Source organism: Cohnella algarum (assembly GCF_016937515.1).
In the GTDB taxonomy this organism is placed as follows: domain Bacteria; phylum Bacillota; class Bacilli; order Paenibacillales; family Paenibacillaceae; genus Cohnella; species Cohnella algarum.
Map to the genome: position 1 here is coordinate 1,214,093 of NZ_JAFHKM010000002.1, position 15,587 is coordinate 1,229,679.

Genomic DNA, 15,587 nt, shown 5'->3' on the forward strand with positions numbered 1-15,587 from the left:
CTTTTCTTAAGCTTTAATGATGCGCATGTTGTTCGGAACCCGTTTCCGTTTCCGATTGGCCGGCAGGCAAAGCGGCGGCATGCCCCGCATGCTCGTCGCTCCCCTCCCCGGATTCGGCGGAATCGGATTCGGCCTCCGTTGCGGAGTGCCCGCTATGGCCGCCCGATCCGTATTTCACCACGATCCAGTCGAAGAGGCCTTCAGGGAACGAGGAGAACGACAGTTCTTCGGTTACGCCCGGCAGGGCCAGTTCATTGTAGCCCTCCTGCGTCAGCGCCTCGGAGCCGTCCTTCACTTCCTGCACCCATTGATCGAATTCTTCCTGCGAAGTCGCCTTCGCGATGAAATTCATCTCGCCGAAGTGCTCGCCGCTGAAGTTCGCGCCCGACCCGTAATATTCGCCGGGTTCGTCGGCGATCAGGTGCAGCTTCATCGCCATGCCCGACATCGTATAGATTTGTCCGCCAAGCTGCGGAATCCAGAAGGAGTTCATCGGCGCGTCGGACGTCAGCTCGAAGCGAACCGGCACGTCTTCCGGGAATTGAAGGTAATTGACCGTCGCGATCCCCTGCTCGGGATACAGGAACAGCCATTTCCAGTCGAGCGAAGCCACCTGGATCGTGATCGGCTCGTGCTCGGATTCGAGCGGCTTGGACGGCTCGAGCTTGTAAGTATAATGTATCGTTACGCCGGCAAGCACGATGATGATCAAAACCGGGATGCCCCACATGAAGGCTTCGATTTTCGTGCTGTGGGACCACTCGGGATCGTAGTCGGCTTTTTGCTTGCGCTTGATCCGGTACTTCCAGGCGATCCAGAACGCCATGACGATGGTCGGCACGACGATGATCAGACAAAGTACCGTCGAAATCATGATCAGATCGAGCTGCTCCTTGCCGACGGTTCCTTTCGGGTTGAGCACACCCATTTTGTCGCCGCAGCCCGCTAACATAACGGCCATTGCAGCCAACGATATCGTAGCGGCGAGGCGTCGATACCCTCTCTTCATTTTGCAAACTCTCCTTCCCTCGCTGCCACTTTGAACCGTTGACGGCAAAGTTGGCCGTGTTGGTACGTAATTTGAACATCTCTGTTATACCAGAAAGTCTTGTGAAATAGCGCACAGTTAACAAATGCGTCATCGAACCGTCTTAATTTCGCAATATTTTGTTCACCGTTTTGCCCCATGTTGAAAACCGGACCCGAACGGACATGAAAAAAGCCTGCGCAGCCATCCCGCGCAGGCATTTCCGATCTTTCGTTTAAACCGGCTCCCGGTTCCGGTCCGGGCCGATTTTCTTCCTCTCGTCTTGCATCTTCTGCATCAACGGCGCCGCAACGCCGAAAATCCAAATTTGCAGCCCGCCGACCAGAAATCCGATTCCGATCATCAAGCCCAGATTTTTATCGTTGAACTCCGCAATGTGAATCGCCGAAAAAACGACGCCGAACGCGATGATCACCAGCGCGATCCATTTGAGCATTTTGGACATATCCCGGTTTTGCATGCCGCAGACCTCCTTTTTTGCAAACGCTATCTGTGAACATTGTATCACAAAAATGTGACGAAGTCTTGGATTTGTGAATATTTTTTGAACGGACTGCGCCCATTTTTATCGGTTATCCCCTTCCCCGTTTCCCCTACTTAAGTCGGGGAGCCGCTTCCTCCCTCCGATGGTTCGAACCGATTGGCGGATTGTGTAAAATGAACAAAGCAAGTACATGGATCAGGAGGAACCGGCGTATGATGAAGAGAGGGTTGTACACCGCAATCGGTCTCGTGTTGATAGCGATCGGCTGCGTGGCGCTTTATAACATGTTGAATGAAAAACCCGAAGAGGATTTTCGCCATGAGTGGCGTTTCGAGGCTGGCGAGCTTCGCGATTTGGCCATCGAGGGCGATTCCCGCGGGCTCAACGTCAAATACGAGGCAAGCGGGGACGGAACGGAATCGGTAAGCATCGAGGGCAGGGCCGACGGGGATGTCGTCGATCGAATCAAGCAAGCGAAGCTGCGGGACGGCCGGCTCGCCATCGACACGGATCCGGAATCTTTCCGGATCGGGATCTTCGACTGGGGCGATTGGAATAGCATAAACGACCGCTTCACAATCACGGTCAAGCTGGCCGATCCGGACGCCTTGGAGAAGCTTGAGGTGGAGAGCGATTCGGGAGGCGTGCAAATCGAAGGACTGTCCGCATCTTCGGCAAGCGTTTCGACGGAGTCCGGAAGCATCCGGATGTACGATTTCAAAGGCGAACGGCTGGAGGTCGAAGCGGACTCCGGCAGCATTCGGGGGAACGGATCGAAGCCGACCTCGCGGTGGCCGCCCAATCCGGGAGCGTCAAACTGCAGGACGTCAAAGGAGAACGCCTGACGGCCAAATCGGACTCCGGAAGCATTCAGGCGGAGCGGATCGAGGCCGAGCTCGAGGTTTCCTCCGACTCCGGCAGCATTCAATTTCAGGGGCTGACGGGCAAAAGCGCCATCTCGTCCGATTCGGGGAGCGTCCGCCTGGATAAGCTCGACGACTCCGACGCCGATATCAAGACGGAATCCGGAAGCGTCAAAATCGACCTCCCCGCGTCGTTCGCCGGCTTTTACGACCTGCAAAGCGATTCCGGATCGATTCGGGCTCCGGAGTCGAAACGGGAGACGAACGGCTATATAAAGGTAAGGACGGATAGCGGAAGCATTCGCGTCGACGAAAAATAAGTTCCGGGCACGACGGGCCGGATACGATTGAATTTGTTCCGGAGGGATCGAGTATGAGTACGGTTTGGACTTTAGCGGAAAATGGCTGGCTTGCGTTGACGGCGTTGTTCGGATGGCTTGCGGCCGCGGGCGCCGCAGGACTTCGTCATGGCGGAAGCGCCGAGCGCGTGCGGCGAAAAGCCCGCAAGCCGCTCGTCCGAAGCGCCTGGCTGCTGTTCTCTATCGCCGGAGCCGTCAGTGCGGCGCTGCTCAACTGGAAGGCCGCCGGCTGGCCGGCGGCGCAGGATGCCCTCACGCTGCGGCTGCCGCTCGTGCTGCTCCCCGCCCTGCTGGCCGCATCCGTTTCGTTTCCGCGCATCGCCCGCACCCGATGGCCCTCGGCCGCCGCAGCCAAGCGCGAGACGGGCGGCGCCGAATGGCGGGCCGTTCATCTCGCCCATCCGCTCGTGGTCGTCCCTTACCAGGCGACCGCTCTCGGAGCGTTGGCGGCGTTGTGCCATTCGGTGCTCGCGCCGCTGACGCCCGGGCCGCTGCTAGCGCTCGCGCCCGTCGCCGGAGCGGTTTTTCTCGTCGCCGCGCTTTATTTGCTCCAACTAAAAAAGTGCAACCGGCACCGGCATCCCGAAGTTCGCCATTCCGTGCTCCCGCCCCTGCTGAGACGCGCGCTGGGCGTCCTGACCGTAGCCGGCGCCGCCGTCGGCATGTGCATCCTGTACGGAACGCATATCAACCACTCGCCCGTCGAGCTCGCCCTGACCGCCGAAAACGGGCGCGCCCCGGCAATCGGGGCGGCGGACGGCCCCCGCTGACGTCTATTCTTTCCGCCCTTACTGGCGAATATCGACAAAGTATGAGAGAATAAGCGTATATTGTTTTTTGGGGCTGAAACGTGACGAGGCATGAAGAAGTGGTCGAACTGTTTTCCATGGTACGGCGGCACTCCCGGATGTGGAGACAGGAATGGTCTAAAGACAATCCGCAGGATCTATCTTTAAGCCATGCGCAAACTTTGGACATTCTCGTTACGGAGGGACCTAAGCCCAGCACCTATTTGTCCCTATCCCTGGGCGTCACTTCCGGCGGCATGACGGTCATCTCCGACAAGCTCGTCAAGATGGGGCTGGTCAGGCGCCTGAACGACGAGAAGGATCGCCGGGTGGTCATGCTGGAAATTACCGATGCCGGGAAAGCCGCGCACAAGGAACTGCAGGAGAAGCGGCTGTCCTTAATGGAGAAAATGTTCGCCCCCCTCGACGAATCGGAGCTTCATCAGATGGTGGATATTTACCGCAAATTGATGAACGCATACGACGACGCGTTCAATAAATAAGTCGTGCGCGCGAGGCCGGAACGGCCGGGCAGCCAAAGCATTTGCCGTCTAATTCCTGTCTTAAGACTGAAGGGGCCGTCCCTCAGGCCGATTTCGGCCTTTGGGACAGCCCCTTGTTTCGTATCGTTTTTACCACATGACGTAACCGGGCGAACCCGTTCCTCCCGTCATCATGCCGATCAGCGGGACGGTATAGGCGATCAGAATGAGCACGGCCGAAACCGCGATCCACAGCCCCCACCGCTCGAACAGTCTGGGCGTCCGCTCCGCCTCGTCGTAAACCTCACCGACCGGATATTCCGTTTCTCCTTTCGGGGATTGCAGCAACCCTACGACGACCCGGATCAGCACGAGCAGGCTGATGAACAGAATGATGCCGCCGACCGCCATCGCGGTATGATACGGCATCCACAGCACCGCTTCGAGGCTGTCGTTGTACGTCGTGTAGTCCGTGCGGCGCGGATCGCCGAGCAGGCCCGAGCCGTGCATCGAGCCGGACATGAACAGCATGCCGAGGCACCAAAGCACCGTCTGCACGATGCCCAGCTTGTTCATTCCCGCCGTCAGCGTGCGACCGGTCACGGCCGGGATCAGCCAGTAGCCGATGCCGAAAAACGTAAGCGCGACGCTCGTCGCCACCGTCAAATGGAAGTGCCCGGTGACCCACAGCGTATTGTGAACGACGGCGTTCATCTGGTGACTGGCGTTGATGAGACCGCCGGCCCCGGCCGGGATGAACACGAGCATGCCCATAAACGGCGCGAAAAATCGGACGTCTTTCCAGGGGAGCTTGCGCACCCAGCCGAACAGTCCCGTCGAGCCCTTGGCCCGGCCGCTGAGCTCGAAGGTGGCGAACAGCGAAAATGCCGTAATGAGCGTCGGCACGACGACCATGAAGGTCAGCACGACCTGCAGGAACTTCCAGAAGGGCGAAATGCCGGGCTCCATCAGCTGATGGTGGAAGCCGACCGGGATCGAGAACAGCAGCAGCAAAATGAACGACAGCCGCGCGAGCGCGTCGCTGTAGATTTTTCCGCCGATGATTTTCGGGATGATGACATACCAGCACATATACGCCGGCATAAGCCAGAAATAGACGAGCGGATGCCCGAAATACCAGAACAGCGTCCGGCTTAGCAAGACGTTGATCGTTTCCGTCCAGCCGAACGACCACGGAATGAACTGCAGCAGCACCGTCGCCGCCACGCCGAGCGTCGCGATCTGCCACATGAGCATCGTCACGACCGCCATAAAGGCCAGCAGCGGGGACAGCTTGCCCCGGTTCTCCTTCCGCCACCCTCGGTATTGCGCGAACACGCCGTAGCCGCTGATCCAGCTGCCGACGACGAGCAGCACGAGCGCGATGTAGAAGAACGGAGAGGCTTTGAGCGGCGCATAGAAGGTATACAGCACCGTCGCCTTGTTCAGCAAAATCATGACCGTGCCGAGCAGCGTCCCCGCCCCCATCAGGAAGAAGCCGATCCAGCCCATCCTGCGGGCAGCGTCGCCAAGCTTGCCGCCGAGCGTGCGGCTGACCGCCGAATACAAAAATCCGATGATGAAAAACGTGGTGAACACGAGCGCCATCAGCACGCCGTGGGCCGTCAGCAGCTGATAGTAGCCGATGCCGGCCGGCAGCGTAATGGAGCCGCTTTTGACCATGCTTTGAAGCATGCCGCAAACACCTCCAAGCAGCAGTGCTCCGTAAGCGAACAGCAGGTGGGCAAGCACGAGCTTGCCGTCCTTGCGGTCGAATGTCGAATTCATGGCTATCGTCCTTTCGGCCTGTTAGGTCACGACCAGCTTCGTGAACATCGCCTGATGTCCGGTCCCGCAATATTCGTTGCACAAAATGAGATACTCTCCCGGCTTGTCGAACGTGTACGACAAATGGCCGACCTCGCCGGGGATCGCCATCATGTTGACGATGGTGCCGGGGATTTGGAAGCCGTGCACGACGTCCGCGCTCGTAACGGTAAAGTTCACCGTCGACCCGGCCGGAACCTCGAGCGTGTCCGGGCTGTAGCCGAACGCGTAGGCGATCAGGACCGCGTCGTACTCTTTGTCTCCGATTTGCGTCAGGCCCGGCTTGTCGAACGGCGCGGTCTCGTCGAGCTTCGTCGGATCGACCGAATGCGAATGCTCGCCGATCGGCGTTCCCAGCCCCATCGAAAAGGCGGATACGCCCAGAATCAGCAAAAACAGCGCCAGCATCGACATGCCGAAAGCCAGCCATATTTTTTCCAGACGGTGAATATGCATGATGCGCTCCTCCCGCTTCGCGCGATTATCGGTTCGGATTAACTTCTATGAAGATACAGAACGAACACCGCCGCCCATGCCGCCGCCAGAAAAGCGCCCAGCAGCATGACGGAGACGAACGCCCCTTTCAAAGAAGCCGGTTCCGGAGGCTGAATCCCGGGTGTCGGCCCCTCCGGAGCCGCATCGCCCCGGTGCGTCGGAGCTCCCGATCCCGGTTCCTGCCGGTTCGGAATCGCGCCCTTGCCGGTCGCGGGTTGTGCCATGTCCAACGCCTCCTTTCCGTTCGTTTATTCGACAATCAGCTTGCCGACCATGTCCGCGTGCCCCGTTCCGCACATCAGATCGCAGTAAAATTCGAATTCGCCCGCCTGATCGGCCGTAAACGAGATCGTCTTGCCCGCCTTCACCGTCTGCTCGTAGCCGTCGATTTTGAGCGTGTGGTTGCCCTGCTCGTTTTCCAGCGTCAATTCGATCGTCTGCCCTTTCGCCACCCGGATCTCGGGCTGATCGAACTTGAAGTTGCTCGCTTTGATCGTCACGGCTTTGACGTCCGAAGCGGCGGCCGACGAAGCCGACGGCGCCGAATCGTCCGCGGGCGCATTCGCCTTCCGGTCTTCCCCTCCCCCGCATCCGGCGAGCAGCAGCGCCGCCGCCATCGTCCATACAGCCGCAGTCAAACCCCATTTTCTTGCCGCCATTGAAATCCCTCCACCTTGATCGGTCCAAATTGGTGATCCGCGTTCATCATAACGATTGCCGGCTTCCTGTCACTGTGAAAAAAATCACATGAACAAACGGCGGGATTGAACATTGTGTGAAAAACAAAAAACCGCCGCCGCGGAGCGCGGGACGGGTCAGACGGGTTTGACGGCGTTGCGGTTCGATTCGGCGTTCAGCCGCCGTAGCCCGGCGGCGTCGGATAGTAGTAGCCCGGATAAGCGCGGGGCACGTCGTACGGAGAGTAAGCGGGCTGCGCTTGCAGCCACGCGTTCGGATAAGCGTAACCGACGGGAAAACCGGACGCGAACGGCTGGCCTTGGAACGGTTCGGACAGCGCCTGGGGCTGCGGTTGGGCCGGTTGTCCTTGAACCGGCGGCTTCTCTGCCCCATCGCGTCTTTGGCAATCGGCCGGCGGCCCGATGACGACCGTTTGCTTGATCGGGGCGATCGCCTCTTGATACTCGGCCTCGTTCAGGCAATACGTGTGGGCCATCACGCTCGCGGGCGTCAGACGCAGCATATCCGACGCGAAAATCGCATCGGGCACCGGAGCATCGAAAATGGCCAGCAAGTGCGTATTGTCCTCGGTCGCCATTTCGTAATGCCACCAGCCTTGCGGGACGTTGGCCACTTCGCCGGGTTTGATCGCGAAGTTCAGCAGCTTTTTCGTGAACGGGTTGATCAGGGAGACGATGGCGCCTCCCGCCATGCAGTAGACCAGTTCGGAAGCGTTCTGGTGAATGTGGGGCTCGACCACGTTGCTTTTGCTCAGGAAAATGTCGAGCAGCGACACGTTGCCGAGCGTGTTCAGCTGGTTGATCGAGAGCGAGTTGATATAATTTTGCTCGTCCTTTTTGAACAGAGGGTTTTCGTCGAGATCGTAAGTAAATTGCACGGACGGAGCGGTGAAGTCCATGTACGATACCGCCACTTGCGAGCCACCTTTCGGATAGGATAGGCGCGAACCTATCGATATCGTATGTGGCTGCCCGCCGGAAGGTTCGCTTATCGCCGATTCGCGTCGCCGCCGCTATCGCTCGCCGCGTCCTGCCTCTCGTCTCCTTGAGCCTCAGGCCCGGGGGCGCAAGGGCTTGTCCGCTTACGCCTGCGGAGAGCCCGTTTGCTTTTGATATTTTTCCCCCCAGGACTTCATCTGCATGACGAGAGGAACGAGGGAACGGCCCAGCTCCGACAGCCTGTAGCCTACGCGCGGCGGGATTTCCTGATAAACGATGCGGTCGATGATGCCGTTTTTTTCGAGGTCGCGCAGCTGCAGGGTCAGCATCCGCTGCGTAATGCCGGGCATCTGCCTGCGCAGCTGGTTGAAGCGGATTTCGCCTTCGATCAAATGATAAAGGATGATGCCCTTCCATTTGCCGCCGATAATTTGCACCGTCGTTTCAACGGCTATTTCAGGCCACTTGCGGGCCGTTTCTTCTTTTTCCATCAGCTTGCCCATAGGATCCTCCCGCTTTCGGTATATAGAATGGTTCTACAATCCTTTTTAACACTTTCCGCTGAACAAATTCTGAAAAAACGGCCGGAAGCCGATCGAAAATCCCGAGAAATTACGATTTTTAACAAATCTTAATCCTAAAAGCGCCAATGTTTCCGCAACACTCCTTTGACATTGACTGCCGGTAGCCGCATAATGTTAATGCATGATTACGGTATTGTAAAATTGTTGAATATTTATAGAAGAGCAGGCGATTCGAGTTTTCGGCCTGTATTTAAGGTTGGGAACGCAAGTTCGCACATCTCTCGTCCGTTTTAGGAGAAAGGAAGGGTTATCATGTCGTTGCTTCCGCCCCATCGATTGCTGCGGAACAAGCCTTTTGTCTTTTTTACCCTTATTTTATTATTAAAAAGCTGCGTGGCCTGGTTCGTCATCTTCGACAACGGGCCCTCGTGGCGGACGGTGTTGACGGAAATTCCGTTTTTCTGGATTTTGTTTTGCCTGATCGAATGGTTTTCCCGCAAACATAAGCTTGTGTGGTATTTGGTCGTCAATTTGTTCGTCACGATTATTCTATTTTCCGTGTTTATGTATTACAAGTATTACGGCGTTATCGCGACCTACCACGCCCTGGAGCAGGTCAATCAGGTGACGGCGGTCAGCAACAGCGTGTTCTCGTTGATGGACCCTTATTACGTGCTCATTTTTATCGACGTCGTCATTATCGGCATCATGCTGTTCTCGAGCAAAAAGGTGCAAAACTGGAAGCAGATGAGCGCGCGGCGGGAAAGCCGCAAAGTCATTACCGCGTTGTTCGTTTTGTCCGTATTTTTGTGCCTGTTCAACATCCTGCCGAACCGCGCGAGCATGAACGAGCGGACGAAAGCGCAGGAAATGGGCATTCTCAACTACGAGCTCTATTCGATTCTCGATCAGTCCGAAGAAGAAGTCGTGGACAAAAACGAGATCACCCAGGAAGCCATCAATGCCTTGAAAGGCGTTCAGCCGAGCCAGACTCCGGCGTTCGCGCAAGCGGCCGAGGGCAAAAACCTGATCATCATCCAGATGGAATCGTTCCAGAATTTCCTGATCGGCATGAAGCTTGACGGGCAGGAGATCACGCCGAATCTGAATCAGCTCGCGAAAGGAAATTTCTATTTCCCGAACTTTTATCAGATGGTGGGCCAAGGGAATACGTCCGACGCCGAATACGTCGTCAACACGTCCTTGTACATTCCGCCTCACGGCGCGGCGACGATGAATTACGTGGAAAAGGCGCTGCCGAGCTTGCCGAAGCTGCTGAGCTCGCACGGGTACGATACCGCTACGTTCCACACGAACGTCGTGGAGTTCTGGAACCGCGGAGAGCTGTACAAATCGGTAGGCTTCGACCGGTACTACGACAAGGAATTTTTCGGGACGGAGGACGAAATCTTTTTCGGGCCTTCGGACGACGTACTGTATGAAAAAACGGCCGCGGAGCTTGCGAAGATGGATGCGGCGGAAAAGCCGTTTTACGCCCATGTCATTTCGATGACCGCGCATCATCCGTTTACGATTCCGGAAGACAAGTACAGGATGGAGCTGCCGGAGCGCTTCGAAGGCACGTTCGTCGGGGACTACATCCGTTCGCAAAACTATGCCGACTACGCCTTGGGCGAGTTCATCGCGGAGCTGAAGGCGAACGGCGTATGGGACAACAGCCTGATCCTGCTGTACGGCGATCACCTCGGCCTGCCGATCTATTCGCTGGACAACGACGAGAAGGCGCTGATGGAGGAAATTTTCGGCCGTCCGTACGGATACACCGACATGATCAACATTCCGCTTATTGTCGCCTCGACCGGCATGACTTATCCGGCGGAATTCACGCAAACCGGCGGCCAGGTCGACGTGCTGCCGACCGTCGCCAACCTGCTCGGCGTACCGCTTGACGGCCAGATCCATTTCGGCCAGGATCTGTTCAACTCGACGCAAAACTTGCTGCCGGAACGCTACTACCTGCCTTCGGGCTCGGTCATTGACGGCAGCACCCTGTTTATCCCGGGAAGCGGCTACGAGGATGGCGTTCAGTATTCGCTGGAAGACGATTCGGTCGCCTCGAGCGGCATCACCGAAGATCAATACGAGCGCGCGCTCCAGCTGCTGCGCCTGTCGGACAGCTACGTGAAACAGCTTCCCGACAAGGATCCGCAAGCTTCGGACGAGGAATAGGAGAAAGATTTTCTCGTTAAGCATCGGGCCTTGTTGGCCCCTTGCCTCCCCCCTTGCGTTAATCCACCCCTGCCCCCACCTCCGTTCCGCCTGGCGGTGCGGGGGTATTTTTTTGCGATGCCGACCGCTCGATGGCCCATGTAGTGCACCGGGTGCACTTCTTTACGCTCGTTCGGCCGCTTCATGTTCGATGTAGTGCACCGGGTGCACTTCTTTACGCTCGTTCGGCCGCTTTATGCCCGATGTAGTGCACCGGGTGCACTTCTTTACGCTCGTTCGGCCGCTTTATGCCCGATGTAGTGCACCGGGTGCACTTCTTTGCGCCCGTTCGGCCGCTTCATGCCCGATGTAGTGCACCAGGTGCACTTCTTTACGCCCGTTCGGCCGCTTCATGCTCGATGTAGTGCACCGGGTGCACTTCTTTGCGCTCGTTCGGCCGCTTTATGTTCGATGTAGTGCACCAGGTACACTTCTTTGCGCTCGTTCGGCCGCTTCATGCTCGATGTAGTGCACCAGGTACACTTCTTTGCGCCCGTTCGGCCGCTTTATGCTCGATGTAGTGCACCGGGTGCACTTCTTTGCGCTCGTTCGGCCGCTTTATGCCCGATGTAGTGCACCGGGTGCACTTCTTTGCGCTCGTTCGGCCGCTTTATGCCCGATGTAGTGCACCGGGTGCACTTCTTTGCGCTCGTTCGGCCGCTTCATGCCCGATGTAGTGCACCAGGTGCACTTCTTTGCGCCCGGTCGGTCGCTTCATGCCCGATGAAGTGTACTGGGTACACCTCTTTACGTCCGTTTGACCGCTCGGTGCCTCATGTAGTCCGTCTAATCCCCTTCTCAGCACGCAAACACGCCCGTTCCCCCTCATGTAGTCCGCCCAGTCCCCTTCCAACGATCTCTCCGAACAACCGTTCGCTTCGCCCGTCTCCGGATAAAGAAGACCGCCCCGCCAGACGAGTGGCGAAGCGGTCCGATATGGATGGCCGATTTCGTATGCGACGCGCATGCTCAACCGTTATAAAAAGCCTCCAGCTCGCGCGCCACTTCCTCCAGGGAAGCGTCCACGACCTTCTGGCGCTGCGGCTTGTCGAACAGGCGCGCGATTTCATCCGGGAACGTCTGCTCGATCCCGCACAGCCGGATCGCCTCGTCGAACTTCGCCGGATGCGCGGTGGCGAGCGAGACGCAGATGACGTCGTCGTCGCTGCAATTTTCCGCTGCCGCTACGCCGCAGGCGGAGTGAGGGTCGAGCAGATAGCCTTGCGCGTCGTGCTTTTTGATCGTTTCCAGGCACTCGGGCCCGTCAACGCCGTAAGCGTCGAACTCGATCTGCGCGATGGCGAGAAGATCGCGGGCAATGGCGATTTTTCCGTCGCGCTTGTACCCTTCCATCAGCTCGGCAACCTTGTCCGGATTTTCGCCTACGAGGTAGTACAGGTAGCGCTCGAAATTGCTGGCCACCTGGATATCCATCGAAGGGCTGTACGTGCTCTTGAATTCGCCCGGCGTATAGATGCCTTCGCGAATGAACCGCTCCAGAATATTGTTCTCGTTCGTCGCGATGATCAGCTTATGAACCGGCAGCCCCATCCGTTTGGCGAGGTAACCCGCGAAGATGTCGCCGAAGTTCCCCGTGGGAACGCTGAACTCGACCGCGGCCGCGCCCGTTTGCTTCCGGACTTGAAAGTAAGCGTAAAAATAGTAGACCGTTTGCGCCAAAATCCGGACGAAATTGATCGAGTTGATCGCGGCCAGCCGGTTTTTCTGTTTAAATTCGAGGTCGGCGAACAAATCCTTGATCATGCCCTGGCAGTCGTCGAAATTGCCGTGAACCGACAAGTTGAGCACATTTTCGTCCTGGACGGTCGTCATCTGCAGTTCCTGCACTTTGCTCACTTTCCGGTGAGGGTGCAAAATGCAAATTTTGATGCCTTCCTTGCCCCGCACGCCCTCGATCGCGGAAGCCCCGGTGTCGCCCGAAGTCGCCCCGAGGATGTGGATTTTCAAATTCCGCTTGGCGGCAACGTACGAATAAAATTGGCCCATGAACTGAAGCGCGATATCTTTGAACGCGAACGTCGGTCCGTGGAACAGCTCCATCAGGTACAGACGATCGTTCAGCTTGCGGACCGGGGTTACCTCGGGATGGCGGAACGATGCGTAGCTGGCCTGCACCATCGCCTTGAGGTCCTCCTGCGGTACTTCATCGTTCGTATAATAGGAGAAAATCTCCAGTACAAGCTCCTGGTAGCTCAGCGACTCCCATTCCTTCAGCTTGGCGGCGGAAACGACGGGAATTTCCTCCGGAACGAGCAGGCCGCCGTCGTTTCCGAGTCCCATCAGAAACGCGTCGATGAACCCGATTTTCCCGACGTTGCCGCGGGTACTGACATATTGCATGAATGGCTCCTCCTTAGTGTGCAGCAAATAAAAACGTCTACCGCGTCCTTGAACGCGATGAAGCTTCGATATGTGAACGAAGCCGTCCGCCCGGGATCGGCTTCCTCGTAGGACTCCGGTCGCGAATACACTTTATTATCGCTTAACGTCCAGTCCGAATCAATGCGTTTAGGCGTATTTTCCGCTTCAATCGACAAAAAAACCGCATGATCCGAATCCTTTTCGCGCGTTTCGGATTATGGCGGTTATTCGGTTTCCAAATATGCGCAATCAACCCGTAAGCCATCTAGATCCTTTGGGCGATGTCGAGACTGATGTCGGCCATCGTCACTTTGGCCAATTCGTTCTCCATCGCAAGCTGCGCCCGGCCGAACGTCGTTTCGAGCGCTCCCTGAATGTTGCGGCCGACCGGACATGCCGGGTTCGGGTTCTCGTGCATGGAAAACAAGGCCTCCTGCTCGCCCTGAACGGCCCGATAGACATCGAGCAGCGTAATTTCGCTCATTTCCCGCGCGAGCCTCGCCCCCGCCACGCCCGCGCTCGTATGCACAAGCCCGGCTTTGTTCAGCATCCCCATGATGCGCCGGATGACGACCGGATTCGTATTGACGCTGTCGGCGATCGAATCCGAGGTCAGGCGCTGATCCTTGAACATGTCCAGCAAAGACAAAATATGAGCCGCCACGGAAAAACGGCTGCTGATCGTCAAATCTGCCACCTCCATTCGCCGAGCTCAGGCTTCTTCGACGCTTAATTTTCCGTGGGCTTCTCCGGCCCGCCTCCGCGCTTCTTCGACCGTTTCGGCCGTCGCCAGGGCGACCGCCACGCGGCGGCCGGCTTTCGTAACGGGCTTGCCGAACAAGCGGAGCTGGGTATCTTCGACCGCAAGCGCTTCTTCCGCTCCCGCAATGCGGTAGTCGCCAAGCTCGCGCTCCGCTTTCAGCGGACGGCTCGCGCCGCAGGCGGCCAATTTGATTTCCGGAATGGGCAAGCCGAGAATGGCCCGGACGTGCAGGGCGAACTCCGATAGATTCTGGCTGACCAGCGTCACGAGGCCGGTATCGTGCGGCCGCGGCGACACTTCGCTGAAATACACTTTGTCCCCGGACAAAAACAGCTCGACGCCGAACAGCCCCGACCCGCCAAGCTCATCCGTAATAATTCGGGCAATCCGTTTCGCTTCGGACAGCTGCGCTTCCGTCATCGCGTGCGGCTGCCACGATTCGATATAGTCGCCGTCCTGCTGAATATGGCCGATCGGCGGGCAAAACAACGTGCCGGAAGCCGACCGCACGGTCAGCAGCGTAATTTCCGATTCGAAGCGGATAAACTCTTCGACGATGACGCGGCCTTGCTGCACCCGCCCGCCTTCCATCGCGATTTTCCAGCTGTCGGCAATGCCCTCTTCCGAGCGGCATACGCTCTGGCCTTTGCCCGAGGAGCTCATCAGCGGCTTGACGACGCAGGGAAAGCCCATCTCGCGCACGGCGGCGGCGAACTCCTCGTACGTATCGGCAAACCGGTAGCGGGCGGTCGGAAGCCCGAGCTTCTCGGCCGCGAGCCGCCGAATGCCTTCGCGGTCCATCGTAAGCCGGGCGGCACGGGCCGTCGGAATGACGCGATAGCCTTCCTCCTCCAGCTTGACCAGCTCCGATGTCGCGATCGCCTCGATTTCCGGGACGATGAGATCGGGATTTTCCTTCTCGACCAGCTCCCGCAGCGCCCGGGCGTCCAGCATATCGATCACATAGCTGCGATCGGCGACATGCATCGCCGGCGCGCCTTCGTAGCGGTCGACCGCCACCGTCTCCGCGCCCAATCGCTGCGCTTCGACGATCACTTCCTTGCCCAGTTCCCCGGAGCCGAGCAATAACAGCTTCTTCGTATGGTACATCGCGTCGCAAGCCCCCTGCGATTCATTTGGATAAGCCCATTATACACGAAAAAGCGGCCCCCGGGCCGATCCCGAACCGACGAAAAAGAGCCCGGGATTTTTTCCCGAGGCTCTAATGGGTTATTGTTGTCTCGCGATCAGTTCGTTATGCCGTTTGACGATGCTCTCCATGGCTTCGTCAAGGGTTTTCGGTATGAACGGCCGGTTTTTCACCCATCCTAAGAGGAGGATCGGAGGTGATCTGACGATGGCCAAGGATGTGCTTTGCGAAGTGAACTCGTGCAAGTATTGGGCGGCAGGCAACCAATGCGCGGCATCCTCGATTTACGTGGTGAACAACCGCGAACGGGACGCGCGCAATTCGGGCGAAACCGACTGCAAAACGTTCGAGCCGAAGATTTGACGGACGGAAGCAGCCGCGGCGATACCGAGCCCCTAACCGCGCGAATCGCGAGCGCCGAAGTCTGACGGCAATCCTGTGCCGCCGACGATCTGGCAGCCCGAAAGCGGCCCGGACTGGCTGCTTTTGGGCTGTTTCGCTTCTTTTTGCAGTATGCCCGTTGATGAGAACAATTATCAGAGAACGGAAAAATTTT

The 15,587-nt window shown here is 57.8% G+C and carries 17 protein-coding genes; 6 read left to right on the forward strand and 11 right to left on the reverse strand.

The window, feature by feature from the left end:
* Positions 1–13: 13 nt before the first annotated feature.
* Both cyoA and JW799_RS05520 read right to left on the reverse strand, forming a co-directional pair.
* Positions 14–1,009 carry a ubiquinol oxidase subunit II gene (gene cyoA / locus JW799_RS05515; protein WP_205428967.1) on the reverse strand — a complete coding sequence of 332 codons (996 nt, stop codon included), beginning with the start codon at positions 1,007–1,009 and terminating at the stop codon, positions 14–16.
* A 253-nt stretch (positions 1,010–1,262) separates the two neighbouring features.
* Positions 1,263–1,508 carry a hypothetical protein gene (locus tag JW799_RS05520; RefSeq protein WP_205428969.1) on the reverse strand — a complete coding sequence of 82 codons (246 nt, stop codon included), beginning with the start codon at positions 1,506–1,508 and terminating at the stop codon, positions 1,263–1,265.
* Positions 1,509–1,744: 236 nt separating this feature from the next.
* Between JW799_RS05520 and JW799_RS29215 the strand changes: the two genes are divergently transcribed.
* From JW799_RS29215 to JW799_RS05540, 4 genes are all read left to right on the forward strand, one after another.
* The gene (locus JW799_RS29215) at positions 1,745–2,377 is read left to right on the forward strand and encodes a DUF4097 family beta strand repeat-containing protein (RefSeq protein WP_205428971.1); all 633 of its coding nucleotides are present in this window, start codon (positions 1,745–1,747) and stop codon (positions 2,375–2,377) included.
* A complete protein-coding gene (locus tag JW799_RS29220; protein ID WP_205428973.1) occupies positions 2,323–2,715 on the forward strand; it encodes a DUF4097 family beta strand repeat-containing protein in 393 nt (130 codons plus the stop codon). The genes JW799_RS29215 and JW799_RS29220 overlap by 55 nt, the downstream gene beginning before the upstream one ends.
* A 53-nt stretch (positions 2,716–2,768) precedes the next feature.
* Complete coding sequence (locus tag JW799_RS05535; RefSeq protein WP_080832666.1) at positions 2,769–3,524, forward strand: hypothetical protein; 756 nt, start codon at positions 2,769–2,771, stop codon at positions 3,522–3,524.
* A gap of 80 nt (positions 3,525–3,604) precedes the next feature.
* On the forward strand, positions 3,605–4,045 hold the full coding sequence (locus JW799_RS05540; RefSeq protein ID WP_139787083.1) for a MarR family winged helix-turn-helix transcriptional regulator: 441 nt from the start codon (positions 3,605–3,607) through the stop codon (positions 4,043–4,045).
* A gap of 129 nt (positions 4,046–4,174) precedes the next feature.
* Here JW799_RS05540 and JW799_RS05545 read toward each other — a convergent pair whose 3' ends face one another.
* From JW799_RS05545 to JW799_RS05570, 6 genes are all read right to left on the reverse strand, one after another.
* Positions 4,175–5,812: a b(o/a)3-type cytochrome-c oxidase subunit 1 gene (locus tag JW799_RS05545; protein WP_205428976.1), complete on the reverse strand. Its 1,638-nt coding sequence runs from the start codon at positions 5,810–5,812 to the stop codon at positions 4,175–4,177.
* Between the two features lie 21 nt (positions 5,813–5,833).
* On the reverse strand, positions 5,834–6,307 hold the full coding sequence (locus JW799_RS05550; RefSeq protein WP_080832669.1) for a cytochrome c oxidase subunit II: 474 nt from the start codon (positions 6,305–6,307) through the stop codon (positions 5,834–5,836).
* 38 nt (positions 6,308–6,345) lie between these two features.
* Positions 6,346–6,570, reverse strand: a complete 225-nt coding sequence (locus tag JW799_RS28325) for a hypothetical protein (RefSeq protein ID WP_080832670.1) — start codon at positions 6,568–6,570, stop codon at positions 6,346–6,348.
* A 24-nt stretch (positions 6,571–6,594) separates the two neighbouring features.
* Positions 6,595–7,005 (reverse strand): cupredoxin domain-containing protein, encoded by a 411-nt coding sequence (locus JW799_RS05560; protein WP_205428979.1) that lies wholly within the window; start codon positions 7,003–7,005, stop codon positions 6,595–6,597.
* 194 nt (positions 7,006–7,199) lie between these two features.
* Positions 7,200–7,958 (reverse strand): cupin domain-containing protein, encoded by a 759-nt coding sequence (locus JW799_RS05565; RefSeq protein ID WP_205428981.1) that lies wholly within the window; start codon positions 7,956–7,958, stop codon positions 7,200–7,202.
* Between the two features lie 168 nt (positions 7,959–8,126).
* Positions 8,127–8,486 (reverse strand): winged helix-turn-helix transcriptional regulator, encoded by a 360-nt coding sequence (locus JW799_RS05570; protein ID WP_080832673.1) that lies wholly within the window; start codon positions 8,484–8,486, stop codon positions 8,127–8,129.
* A 333-nt stretch (positions 8,487–8,819) separates the two neighbouring features.
* On the opposite strand from JW799_RS05570, the gene JW799_RS05575 reads away from it, so the two are divergent.
* On the forward strand, positions 8,820–10,697 hold the full coding sequence (locus JW799_RS05575) for an LTA synthase family protein (protein ID WP_080832674.1): 1,878 nt from the start codon (positions 8,820–8,822) through the stop codon (positions 10,695–10,697).
* 1,008 nt (positions 10,698–11,705) lie between these two features.
* Here JW799_RS05575 and thrC read toward each other — a convergent pair.
* From thrC to purT, 3 genes are all read right to left on the reverse strand, one after another.
* Positions 11,706–13,097 (reverse strand): threonine synthase, encoded by a 1,392-nt coding sequence (gene thrC, locus JW799_RS05580; RefSeq protein ID WP_205428984.1) that lies wholly within the window; start codon positions 13,095–13,097, stop codon positions 11,706–11,708.
* 286 nt (positions 13,098–13,383) lie between these two features.
* A complete protein-coding gene (locus JW799_RS05585; RefSeq protein ID WP_080832676.1) occupies positions 13,384–13,806 on the reverse strand; it encodes an Rrf2 family transcriptional regulator in 423 nt (140 codons plus the stop codon).
* Between the two features lie 24 nt (positions 13,807–13,830).
* Complete coding sequence (purT, locus tag JW799_RS05590) at positions 13,831–14,991, reverse strand: formate-dependent phosphoribosylglycinamide formyltransferase (protein WP_080832677.1); 1,161 nt, start codon at positions 14,989–14,991, stop codon at positions 13,831–13,833.
* 247 nt (positions 14,992–15,238) lie between these two features.
* On the opposite strand from purT, the gene JW799_RS05595 reads away from it, so the two are divergent.
* Positions 15,239–15,394, forward strand: a complete 156-nt coding sequence (locus JW799_RS05595) for a DUF1540 domain-containing protein (RefSeq protein ID WP_080832678.1) — start codon at positions 15,239–15,241, stop codon at positions 15,392–15,394.
* Positions 15,395–15,587 lie beyond the last annotated feature (193 nt).

Bases quoted from the DNA above. Each gene is read 5' to 3' on its own strand.
- cyoA (WP_205428967.1), bottom strand. From the start codon at position 1,009: ATGAAGAGAGGGTATCGACGCCTCGCCGCTACGATATCGTTGGCTGCA.
- JW799_RS05520 (WP_205428969.1), bottom strand. From the start codon at position 1,508: ATGCAAAACCGGGATATGTCCAAAATGCTCAAATGGATCGCGCTGGTG.
- JW799_RS29215 (WP_205428971.1), top strand. From the start codon at position 1,745: ATGATGAAGAGAGGGTTGTACACCGCAATCGGTCTCGTGTTGATAGCG.
- JW799_RS05535 (WP_080832666.1), top strand. From the start codon at position 2,769: ATGAGTACGGTTTGGACTTTAGCGGAAAATGGCTGGCTTGCGTTGACG.
- JW799_RS05545 (WP_205428976.1), bottom strand. From the start codon at position 5,812: ATGAATTCGACATTCGACCGCAAGGACGGCAAGCTCGTGCTTGCCCAC.
- JW799_RS05550 (WP_080832669.1), bottom strand. From the start codon at position 6,307: ATGCATATTCACCGTCTGGAAAAAATATGGCTGGCTTTCGGCATGTCG.
- JW799_RS28325 (WP_080832670.1), bottom strand. From the start codon at position 6,570: ATGGCACAACCCGCGACCGGCAAGGGCGCGATTCCGAACCGGCAGGAA.
- JW799_RS05560 (WP_205428979.1), bottom strand. From the start codon at position 7,005: ATGGCGGCAAGAAAATGGGGTTTGACTGCGGCTGTATGGACGATGGCG.
- JW799_RS05570 (WP_080832673.1), bottom strand. From the start codon at position 8,486: ATGGGCAAGCTGATGGAAAAAGAAGAAACGGCCCGCAAGTGGCCTGAA.
- JW799_RS05575 (WP_080832674.1), top strand. From the start codon at position 8,820: ATGTCGTTGCTTCCGCCCCATCGATTGCTGCGGAACAAGCCTTTTGTC.
- thrC (WP_205428984.1), bottom strand. From the start codon at position 13,097: ATGCAATATGTCAGTACCCGCGGCAACGTCGGGAAAATCGGGTTCATC.
- purT (WP_080832677.1), bottom strand. From the start codon at position 14,991: ATGTACCATACGAAGAAGCTGTTATTGCTCGGCTCCGGGGAACTGGGC.
- JW799_RS05595 (WP_080832678.1), top strand. From the start codon at position 15,239: ATGGCCAAGGATGTGCTTTGCGAAGTGAACTCGTGCAAGTATTGGGCG.